This window comes from Arachidicoccus sp., from assembly GCF_050436765.1.
In the GTDB taxonomy this organism is placed as follows: domain Bacteria; phylum Bacteroidota; class Bacteroidia; order Chitinophagales; family Chitinophagaceae; genus Arachidicoccus.
The window spans coordinates 1-10,542 of sequence record NZ_JBNQGD010000372.1 but is presented as its reverse complement, the minus strand read 5'-3'; the positions used below and the strand labels follow the sequence as shown (position 1 = coordinate 10,542).

Below are 10,542 nucleotides of genomic sequence, written 5' to 3'. Positions count from 1 at the left end.
AATGTCACACCAGATAATGTTGCTACACTAAATAGTTCTTTTAGCAACGCAAATGAGACACAAGCCTATTTGTATGGATGCTATGCAAATTTGCAAGCATTGGCAAACGTTACAGGAAACCCAGGATTCACTGCTTCGGGAGAGGTGATCTTTCCTATTGACCTTTCTGATAAGACTACCCTAGGAGGCGCCGGTGGTGATAATGGCTTTAACCTTATGAGGGGTTTGCAGAATGCAGAGAATCCGCTGATGAATTTTTGGGATGGATATAATACTGGGACTTCTAGTGTGAATCTCTGGCAGTCCATTCGCATGTGCAATACCTTTTTGGCGAATATAAATATACCTCCTGATTTGCCTTTATATCAGAAAAAAAGATGGATTGCGGAAGCGAAATTTTTAAAGGCATACTATCATTATTGGCTGATACGTATGTATGGCCCTATTCCTATTGCAGATGTAGCAATTCCTGTAAATGCGACAAGCGATGAAGTGAGACAAAAACAACAAACAGTGGATTCCTGCTTTAATTATGTGGTAGATTTGTTAGATCAGGCCATTCCTGACTTACCTCCAACCATTCAAAATGCTGCTGCTGAAGATGGTCGAATCAGTGGTACAATAGCTTTGGCCGTAAAAGCTGAAGTACTGGCCACAGAGGCAAGCCCTTTATTTAATGGCAACCCGGATTATGCTTCTGTAAAAGGGAAAGACGGAGAGAATTTATTTTCCACAACTGTCGATCCAACTAAATGGCAAAGAGCTGCAGATGCCTGCAAAGCTGCCATTGATGCGGCAAACGCCGGAGGTGCTCAATTGTATCAACTACAAACACAAGGAAATATTGTACATATGACAGATAGTACCAAAGAACTACTTACTATTCAAGGTGCTTTTACAGACAGTTGGAATCCTGAACAGGTATGGACACTTAACCCTTATTTCGGTTGGCAATATATGGCTTCTCCACGTGTGAATGCGGCGGCTGCTGCGAATGTCTTTGCTGTCTATTCTAATTTTTCTGTGCCTATAGGTGAAACGGAGTTATTTTACACCAATCATGGTGTTCCTATCAATGAGGATAAGACCTGGGATTATAACAACAGATATAAATTGGCCCAGGGAGATGATGCCCATGCCTATTATATTAAAAAAGGTTATACGACTAACAAAGGCAATTTTGATAGAGAACCGCGTTATTATGCCGATGTAGCTTTTGATGGAAGTATTTGGTTCGGGTCGGGAAATACGGACGATAATAATCCTAATTTTATCAATGGAGTAAATGGGCCGGCAGCGCCATCTGATCGTTTACGTTATAATGCTACCGGGTATTGGGCAAAGAAATTAGTACCTTATCAATCCACTGCAGGCCAGACGTCTGTTTGGCAAAATTATTCCTGGCCTTTTATGAGGTTGCCTGAATTATGGTTATTGTATGCAGAGTGCCTGAATGAAGTGGGAGGGCCGAGCCCCGAAGTTTATTCGTGGATAGATAAAGTAAGGTCGAGAGCTGGATTACCAGGGGTATTAGATGCCTGGACTCAATATTCTAAAAACCCCACTGCTCCTACAACCAAAGATGGATTAAGAAAAATTATCCACCAAGAAACACGTATTGAATTAGCTTTTGAAGGACAGGCAGGTTGGGATCTTCGAAGATGGAAGGAACTACAGGAGGTTCTCTCAAATCCAATTCAAGGATGGACTGTATTTAATAGAAATACTTCGGGCTATTACCAAGTAAACACAATTTATCAGCCCATTTTTGGTTTGAAAGATTATCTATTCCCTATACAAACTTATGACTTGCTGGCAAACCCTAATTTGGTACAAACACCTTATTGGTAGAAGTTAGGGAAGATCAATTAATAATTAAATTTCAATTTTAATTTCAAATAATTATGTTATCTATATTTCAAACGAAGAAGTGGTTGGCATTTGTTGTGGTGATATTAGCAGTTTCGCAATTTTCTTGTAAAAAAACAGACGGGTATAACGAAATTGTTTCTACCGATTTGACGAAACCGGGAGTTGTAACCAATATAAAAGTCACTAATTTTAATGGTGGCGCTTATATTACCTACAGTTTGCCGGAGTCTAAAAATATTCTTTATGTTCAGGCAGAGTATTTAATCAATAATAAAGTAAGCCGCCAAACAAAATCATCCTATTACTCTGATAGTGTGACGGTAAGTGGTTTTGCGAAAAGTCAAGACTATAAAGTATTATTATATACAGTAAGCCGAGCAAATATAAAATCGGATTCGGTGGTTGTTACTGTGCATCCGGCTACCCCTCCTTATTTGGAGACCTTCGCGTCTTTGTCGATGCAAAATGATTTTGGCGGCGTTAATATTCGTGGTAGAAATGATTTAAAAGCGGATATTGGGGTTGTTGCAATTATGCCCGATGTAGTCACTAAAAAGCTTGAAATTATCAACCAAAATTATACGAATCAAGATTCTATTAATTATAGCTTAAGGGGGTTTGACACCCTGCCCAAACAATTTGGACTGTATGTTACAGACCAATTTGGAAATAGGTCAGACACGTTGTTTGCAACGATCAATCCTATTTACGAGACAATTATGAATAAGGGCCTCTTTACTCCTTACATATTACCCACTGATGTCTTGCCATACAATGACTATTATGGCCTCCATAATTTATGGGACAATGTAACTACTGGCACAATCTGCTACAATACAGAGCAGCCTATTCAAATTCATAATGCAAAGAATTATATATGGCCGGCTTGGGTAACATTTGATATGGGAAGAACTGCCAGATTAAGCAGATATATAATATGGGGAAGAGATGGTGACCAGGGACAATTTTTGTGGAGCGAAGGCACGCCACAAACATGGGTAATATGGGGTAGGGCCGATGCTCCCCAGGATGAATTGATGCCTTCAGATAGTACGGAACTTCCACCGGTGGGCGGTATGACGCCTAATGGATGGATTAATATGGGATTGTATAATGCATTACCGAAACCTTCAGGATTACCTTCTCCTCAGTTTACCAATGACGACTGGAATTTTTGGAAGCAGGGCTTTGGCTATAATTTTTCGATAGACCTTCCAAAGGTTAGGTATATCAGGTTTGAATGTTTGGAAAACATGGGGCATACGGATAATTTCTTTGATATTGATGAAATGTCCTTTTATGGAGATCCAAGATAAAATAAAGAACAAACAGCTACTTTAAGAATAAAAAATATTTTAAAATGAGAACTTATTATAAAAATGCGTGGATTATACTGGGGCTCCTTGTAGCTACATTTGCCTGCACAAGAAAAGCAACGGACTTCCGGTCATTTCTAGATGGTAAAGAAATAACCTATCCAGGGGCAATTCAAAATGTTTCTGTATTACCCGGTAATAATCGTCTGATGTTAGAGTGGCATCCGAGCCCGGATCCCAGTGTTAGTAAATATGTTGTATACTGGAATAACTATGCTGATTCTTTAGTTGTGGCCGCAACTTCACATAACCCTTCAGATACGGTTAAGTGCCTGGTTAGCAACCTGGAGGAATACAGCTATACTTTTTTCATTGAATCCTATGATGGTGCGGGAAATAAATCTATCAACACAGAAGTTGACAATGCCAGAGTCTATGGCGATGTTTATAAAAGCAGTTTGTATAATAGACCCGTAAATATAGATTCACCGTTTATAGTAAGTAATGATCTGTCCTCCGTCCAGCTAAATTTTCTTGCCCCTGATACGATCAATATTACTACTACAATAAAATATATTAATCAATCTGGTGGGCTGGAAGAAAAGTTCTTGGCCCCAAATGTTAACTCTCTGGTGCTGACGGATTATAAGTTTGGTACCCCTGTACTGTATCAATCTTCTTTTATTCCAAAGATGGGTGCAATAGATACATTCTATACTTCATCATATGACACATTTCCGTCTATTTTTAGGCTGGTACAATGCGATAAAAGCTTATTTAAGGGTACGATGTTACCCTATGATATGACTGCCGACTTTGGTACTTCTATCAATGAGCTATGGGATGGTGTAATGACACCTAAAGATTATCCCAATGTATATCATAGTGATGGCAATGGAACATTTCCAAGGCATTTTAGTTTCGACATGGGTAAAGTATATAATAACTTAGCGAAAATTCAAGAAATCGGCAGAGGTTGTTGTCATAACCCTACCGACTTTGAAGTTTGGGGGATAGCAGATACAACTAATGCTGTTTTGCAAATTCCGGCCAATGATGCAAACTGGAAAGCAACAGCCCAAGCGAAAGGATGGACATTGTTGACAGAAGTTGTAAGAGCAGATGATGGAATTGTACCGATCAACAAAACGCTAATTGACAATCCGCCACCTGTAAGATATGTAATGATTAGAGTGCTTAAAACTTATGATGATCCTAATTATGTAAATATTAGCCAGATTACTTTCTGGAATAAAGAATAATTAAGTTATTAATGAGGGATTGTATCGCTATTATTTGGGGATGGCGAAGCTAATTTTACTTTATATAATAAATAACCAAACCTTATTTTAACGATTTTAAAGTTTAATTTAATTAATGATTCGCTTAAAAAAGACGGGCATATTGATAATAATATCTTGCTTTAATTGCATTTTATTGTTTGGGCAAAATAAGTCTCTGCGTTTGTGGTACAAACAACCTGCTACACGATGGGAAGAAACCCTCCCTCTTGGGAACGGCCGCTTAGGTATGATGCCAGATGGAGGCGTAACAAATGAAAATATTACTTTAAACGATATCACGCTTTGGTCGGGTTCTTCTCAAGATGCAAATAATTATGATGCCTATAAGTATTTGCCGGAAATTAGAAAACTACTTGTTCAAGGTAAAAATAATGAAGCGCAGAATTTGATAGATCAGCATTTTGTGTGTACAGGTAAAGGCTCTGGTGGACGTCAATGGGGTTGTTATCAGATTTTAGGAAACCTCCAAATAAAATATGACTACGGTGAAGCTACAACGCTATATCAGCATTACGAACGGCAGCTTTCTCTTGACAGTGCGTTGGCATCTACTTCCTTTAGCGTAAACGGTGTAAATTATAAACGCGAATATTTTACCAGCTTTGGATCTGACGTAGACGTGATAAGATTGACTGCCAACAAAAAAGGAATGATTAATTGTAGTATTACGATTAGTAGACCGGAGCGTGCAACCGTTTCTCTAAAAGACAATGTGCTTGAAATGTCCGGACAATTAGATAATGGCACCGATGGCAAAGGAATGAAATATGATACAAAAGTAAAAGTAGTATTAAACGGGGGAAAGCTTTCGCAAGACGGAAACAATTTAGTTATTGGCAAGGCGACGGCCGCAACCATCATTATTTCTGCAGGAACGGATTTTAAAAATACTGCTTTCGAAGCAAAACTTGAAAAGGATTTAGAGAGCGGTTTAAATATCCCTTTTGCTGAACAAAAGAAGGAGCATGTAACGAATTTTCAAAAACTTTTCGATAGAGTTAGTCTGAATTTAGGGGCGTCGTCTAGAGCTGATTTGCCAACTGATAAGCGGCTGGACAATTTTAAGGCGCATCCTGAAACAGATAATGGATTGGCTGCACTCTTTTTTCAATATGGAAGATATTTGACAATTAGCAGTACGCGTGTAGGCTTATTGCCACCCAACTTACAGGGGCTCTGGGCAAACCAAATTCATACACCTTGGAATGGGGATTATCATCTAGACGTAAATGTAGAAATGAATCATTGGCCGGTGGAGGTTTCTAATCTTTCAGAATTAAATCTTCCTCTTGCTGAACTGGTAAAAAACATGGTGCCACATGGAGAGAGAACAGCCAAAGCTTATTATAATGCAAAAGGTTGGGTGGCGCACGTTATTACAAATGTTTGGGGCTTTACTGAGCCGGGAGAAAGTGCTTCTTGGGGCATTTCTAAAGCTGGCTCTGGTTGGCTGTGTGACAATCTTTGGCAGCACTACGAATTTACAAATGATACTGCTTATTTAGATAGTATTTATCCTATTTTAAAAGGCTCCGCAGCGTTTTATAATAGTATTTTAGTAAAAGATCCCGTAACTGGTTGGCTGGTTACTTCACCCTCTTCGTCGCCGGAGAATACTTTTTATTTACCCAACGGTAAAACAGCCAGTATTTGCATGGGTGCTACTATAGACAACCAAATTATTAGAGAGCTCTTTAGCAATGTTATCAAGGCTTCAAAATTACTTTCCAAGGACATTTCTTTTAGGAAAGTACTACAAGATAAGTTGACAAAAATTCCACCGGCAGCTAGAATTGCTCCTGATGGCAGAATAATGGAATGGCTGAGGGATTTCAAAGAAACTGATGTACATCATAGACATATCTCACACTTGTATGGTTTATATCCTGCAAGTTTAATTTCTCCTGATAAAACGCCGGCTTGGGCAACAGCTGCCAAAAAAACTTTAAATGCGCGTGGTGATGATGGGCCAAGCTGGTCAATTGCTTACAAACAGATTTTTTGGGCTAGATTATATGATGGCAACCGTGCCTATAAATTATTGAAAAATGTATTGAGGCCTACCATGGCAACGAATATAAATTATGGCTCGGGAGGTGGAGTTTATCCCAATCTATTGTCTGCCGGACCTCCTTTTCAAATAGATGCCAATTTTGGTGCGGAAGCTGGTATAGCAGAAATGCTATTGCAAAGTAATGAGGGGTTTATTGATTTGCTGCCTGCCATTCCTGATCAGTGGAAGAGTTCCGGAGAGGTAAAAGGGTTAAAGGCAAGGGGTAATTTTACTGTAAGTTTTAAATGGGTGAACGGAAAAGTAACAGCATATACGATTAGTTCACCAATTTTTAAAAGCGTAAAGGTGCGTGTAAATGGAATAATAAAAACTATTCAATCAGAAAAGCGGTAAAGTTTAAATAAAAATATGAAGGATTATAGGCGTATATATTTTGATCTTTTTGTTTTGATCTTTTTGCCATTTGTTTTGTCTGCGCAAAATACTTCCAATGAGGTTACTAAATATGTAAATCCTTTTATTGGTACCGGTGCTGTTAATGGTTCAAGTCTTTCGGGGAATAATTTTCCGGGAGCAACTGTACCGTTTGGCATGGTGCAACTAAGTCCGGATACAAGAGAGGCTCCTAGTTGGGACGTGGCTTCTGGTTATAATCACAACGATGGTGAAATATACGGCTTTAGTCATACACATCTTAGTGGAACGGGTGTTGGAGAACTATTTGATATCTTATTTTTACCGATAACCGGCAATCCTTTCGTTGATGGAAATCTGAAATCGGCTAATCAATATTACTGCTCTTTTTCTCACAAAAACGAAATAGCGAAACCAGGATTTTATCAGGTAGACTTGGCAGATTTTAATATAAAAGTTAAACTCACTGCTACTACGCACGCGGGGTTTCATAGTTATTTGTTCCCCAAAGATAGTGAAGAATATGTGTTGGTTGACCTAAACCATTCGATGGATAAAGGCAGCTGGTCCTCAAAAATCATCGCTTCGCAAATACGCATCATAGATGCACATACAATCGAAGGATTTCGAATAATTACGGGTTGGGCGAAATTGAGAAAAGTCTATTTCTATGCGCAATTTTCTCATTCAATTAATAGCGATAAAATTGTTGATGGGCACACGGTTTATTCCGCCCAGCCTATTGTCAATGGTACTGATGTTAGAGCAATTTTTAGTTTTGCAAAAAGCCCATCGCCTTTATTGGTGAAAGTCGGTATCTCCGCCGTGAGTATGGAGAATGCGAAAATGAATCTTAATCAGGAGATTCCAGATTGGAATTTTAATAAAACAGAACAACGTGCAGATGCAATTTGGAATAAAGAGTTGAGTAAAATTCAAATAGAAGGAACGACTAAGCAAAAGGAAATTTTTTATACGGCATTGTATCATACGTTTATTCAACCAAATACAATATCTGATGTAAACGGTGATTATATGGCTGCAGATTATACGACGCAAAATATAAAAAATGCGGGCTTTTACTCTACTTTTTCTTTGTGGGATAGTTATCGCGCAGCTAATCCGCTCTATACTTTGATCCAGCAAAATAAAGATGCTGCCTTTATCAAAAGTATGCTGTTACATTTTAAAACTTACGGCTATTTACCAATTTGGTCTTTATGGGGACAAGAGAATTATTGTATGATTGGGAACCACTCAATTCCTGTAATTGTAGATGCAGTTTTAAAGGGAATTAAAGGTTTCGACATAAAAGAAGCATACAAGGCTGTGATTGCTTCCTCAGAAACTAATCATCCGAACTCGCCATTTGATATTTGGGGCAAGTATCATTATATGCCGGAAGATTTACAATCTCAATCAGTTTCTATTACTTTAGAAATGGCTTATGACGATTGGTGTGTTGCTCAATTTGCAAAGAAGTTGGGTGAAAGAAATGATTATGATAAGTTCATAAAACGTTCCAATTATTATAAAAATCTTTTTGATAAAAAAACGGGCTTTTTCAGGGCGAAAGATCATAACGGTAATTGGCTAGAACCCTTTGATCCATTGCAATATGGTGCTAATGGCGGTAATCCTTTTACTGAAGGGAATGCCTGGCAATATTATTGGTATGTGCCTCAGGATGTGCCTAGTTTAATCGCGCTCAGCGGTGGCGACAAGGCATTTGTCAATAAGCTCGATAGATTTTTTACGCTTAAAGATTCTTCTGGAAAAATAAACGGGAATGCTTCTGGACTAATTGGACAGTATGCACATGGAAATGAGCCAAGTCATCACGTGGCCTATTTGTATGATTATGCCGGCGCGCCTTGGAAAACACAGTTTTATACTTCTGAGATTTTGAAAGAAATGTATAACAATACTTACTCGGGATATGCTGGCAATGAGGATTGTGGTCAAATGTCTGCTTGGTATATTTTTAGCTCGATGGGCTTTTATCCGGTTAATCCGTCCAGTGGAATTTACGCAGTAGGCTCTCCATTGTTAAGTAAAGCTACTATTCATTTGAGTAATGGAAAAAGGTTTACTATTTCTGCCAGAAATGTTTCTGAAGATAATAGATACATTCAATCAGCTACATTAAATGGAGCAATATATACGCATGCTTTTATCAGGCAACAGGATATTGAAAATGGCGGCGAACTCGATTTTGTAATGGGCCCTAGGCCGGATAAAAATTGGGGAATTTTGAGCACTGATCGGCCGCCCGCTTTTGGTTTTAATTAATTCTCCAGATGGAAAGGGTACTACAATATAGGAATTTGATATATTATGAAGATAGGAAATCATAGTGCGGGTAATTTTTTATACTGACAGGTTTCTTCTCTTTAGCAAAGCGAACTTATAAGGAATTATCATCATTGAACAACAGAAAAAATGGACTCCCTTACGCTTCAATGGCGCTAAACGTGCAATAGGTTGGCATTACAATAATTGATGCGTATCTCCGCTTTAAACCAAGATAGAAAGATGGTCGGGGCGTAATGCAGAAATGGCATACTTTATACGTTATAACGCTAAGGAGGATTTTTCAAATAACTAGGTACTGTTATGAAAACGGCTATGTTGCCCGACGGAGATTTGATTTTATCGAAGTCCGCTACTGGATTAAGTTTCAAGTTCGCTAATGCACAAATAGCTATGGGGAATATTTTTGATTACTGGGGACGCCGCGACAAAGGATTCTTTGTTGACTAAAAGAACCTTCATTCGTGACGCGTCAGGTAAGCCGAAGCGGCCTGCCATATTGTAAATTGGTGCGAGACTATTGGACAATAAAAATATTTTTTCAAACCAGATCGAAATAAATTTTGGCTAATGAATCTTTCTGTAAACTTTTTAAAAAAACGTTTTCTTGTTGTTTTGCTATGCGTTAGTGTGCAAAATTATTGTCATGCTCAATGGGTATATTCCTTAGACAGTTCCGCATCCATCATCTGGAAAGTTTATCCCAGATCAGCGGTAAAAGACAGTCTGCAAATGTTTGGAAAGAACTATAATACGACGCAGTGGGTAAAAGCCGTCGTACCAGGGACAGTCTTTAACAGCTATGTGGTAGCTGGCTTAGAAAAAGATCCCAACTTTGGAGACAATATTTATAAAGTAGATAAATCAAAATACGACAGAAGCTATTGGTATCGGACCGAATTTGATGTTCCAAAGATCTTTACCAAGCAGAAGATTTGGCTAAATTTTGAAGGCCTCAACAGAAAAGGGAAGATATTCTTAAATGGCCAATACTTAGGTGAGCTGAGTGGCATTGTGCAACGAGGAAAATTTGATATCACCCGGATTGTAAAACGAGATACAAAAAACATTTTGGCAGTATTGATTTCCGTCCCGCAAAAGCCTATGGCTAATTATGGCAGCCCGACTTATATATCTAGTGCCGGTTGGGACTGGATGCCCTATGTCCCCGGGCTCAACAGCGGCATCACCGATGATGTGTATTTAAGCAACACAGGTGCTCTTGTTGTAGAAGATCCCTGGATTAGAACGAGTTTACCCACCAATGCCCGAGCCGACTTGTCCGTTATGCTGCATGTTTACAACAGTT

The 10,542-nt window shown here is 38.7% G+C and carries 7 protein-coding genes; all 7 read left to right on the top strand.

The window, feature by feature from the left end; translation table 11 throughout:
* A partial coding sequence (locus ACQR30_RS15750) for a RagB/SusD family nutrient uptake outer membrane protein (protein ID WP_429736715.1) occupies positions 1-1,851 on the top strand: 1,851 nt, incomplete at its 5' end.
* Positions 1,852-1,904: 53 nt separating this feature from the next.
* Entirely contained in the window at positions 1,905-3,188 is a 1,284-nt protein-coding gene (locus ACQR30_RS15745) for a DUF4959 domain-containing protein (RefSeq protein WP_429736714.1), read from the top strand.
* A 44-nt stretch (positions 3,189-3,232) separates the two neighbouring features.
* The gene (locus tag ACQR30_RS15740) at positions 3,233-4,450 is read left to right on the top strand and encodes a DUF4998 domain-containing protein (protein WP_429736713.1); all 1,218 of its coding nucleotides are present in this window, start codon (positions 3,233-3,235) and stop codon (positions 4,448-4,450) included.
* Positions 4,451-4,652: 202 nt separating this feature from the next.
* Entirely contained in the window at positions 4,653-6,899 is a 2,247-nt protein-coding gene (locus ACQR30_RS15735; RefSeq protein WP_429736712.1) for a glycoside hydrolase family 95 protein, read from the top strand.
* Between the two features lie 15 nt (positions 6,900-6,914).
* On the top strand, positions 6,915-9,212 hold the full coding sequence (locus tag ACQR30_RS15730) for a GH92 family glycosyl hydrolase (RefSeq protein WP_429736711.1): 2,298 nt from the start codon (positions 6,915-6,917) through the stop codon (positions 9,210-9,212).
* 324 nt (positions 9,213-9,536) lie between these two features.
* Positions 9,537-9,683, top strand: a complete 147-nt coding sequence (locus ACQR30_RS15725; protein ID WP_429736710.1) for a hypothetical protein — start codon at positions 9,537-9,539, stop codon at positions 9,681-9,683.
* 120 nt (positions 9,684-9,803) lie between these two features.
* A partial coding sequence (locus tag ACQR30_RS15720) for a glycosyl hydrolase 2 galactose-binding domain-containing protein (protein ID WP_429736709.1) occupies positions 9,804-10,542 on the top strand: 739 nt, incomplete at its 3' end.

What these genes read in the sequence shown, in the direction of transcription:
- ACQR30_RS15745 (WP_429736714.1), top strand. Translation starts at nt 1,905, where the DNA reads ATGTTATCTATATTTCAAACGAAGAAGTGGTTGGCATTTGTTGTGGTG.
- ACQR30_RS15740 (WP_429736713.1), top strand. Translation starts at nt 3,233, where the DNA reads ATGAGAACTTATTATAAAAATGCGTGGATTATACTGGGGCTCCTTGTA.
- ACQR30_RS15730 (WP_429736711.1), top strand. Translation starts at nt 6,915, where the DNA reads ATGAAGGATTATAGGCGTATATATTTTGATCTTTTTGTTTTGATCTTT.
- ACQR30_RS15725 (WP_429736710.1), top strand. Translation starts at nt 9,537, where the DNA reads ATGAAAACGGCTATGTTGCCCGACGGAGATTTGATTTTATCGAAGTCC.